At 62.1% G+C, this 609-nt stretch carries 1 protein-coding gene; it reads right to left on the bottom strand.

What is annotated here, in order from left to right:
* Window positions 1-46 precede the first annotated feature (46 nt).
* Window positions 47-259, bottom strand: a complete 213-nt coding sequence (locus ACFLIM_RS50305) for a hypothetical protein (protein ID WP_393178057.1) — start codon at window positions 257-259, stop codon at window positions 47-49.
* Window positions 260-609 lie beyond the last annotated feature (350 nt).

Genomic DNA, 609 nt, shown 5'->3' with positions numbered 1-609 from the left:
GTCATCGGACCACTACCAGGCGCGAGAAGCTATAGCGTTATCGCGACTATTGCCGAGCTTGCTCCACTCTGTCCATGCCGGCAGGTAGTCCACTCGAGATAACGCCCGGGTCGGCATAAGACCCCTTATGGCAATCTCGCCATAAGGGGTCGAAGGCCAGCTCGACGTAGCGGCCGGCCAGCTCGTGGCCCACTTCGTAGGCGTTGTGGTGCAGGGTGACGGTGCCGACCTTGGACACTTTGCGGCGTTCGGTCCACAAGAACGCTTTGAGCTACCCAACGCTCGTCTCAAGTGAGGGGCCCCGTCCTGCGCACAGCAGACATGCGATCTCGACACGCGAATATCAGAATGGCAGTGGCGAAGGCCACGACCCCGCCCTGATCCACCACCCCCACCTCGCGCGTCCTCCACCCGGCTGCCGAGTGTGGAGAGATCTCCCCGGCGCCTCAAGACCGTTCGCCCTCGCTACGCTGCGGGCGCTCCGTCTTGACCCGTCAGGTCGATCTCTCCTGCTCATAGGCCAGGAGGACACACAGGAAAAACGGCACCAAACCATCAGCATTCGGGCCGGTGTGGCTGCAAAGCCTTGACGGGCCGTTTCATATCAGA

It is taken from the genome of Nonomuraea marmarensis (assembly GCF_043197025.1).
Classification (GTDB): domain Bacteria; phylum Actinomycetota; class Actinomycetes; order Streptosporangiales; family Streptosporangiaceae; genus Nonomuraea; species Nonomuraea marmarensis.
This window is presented reverse-complemented; position numbering and strand designations above follow the sequence as displayed.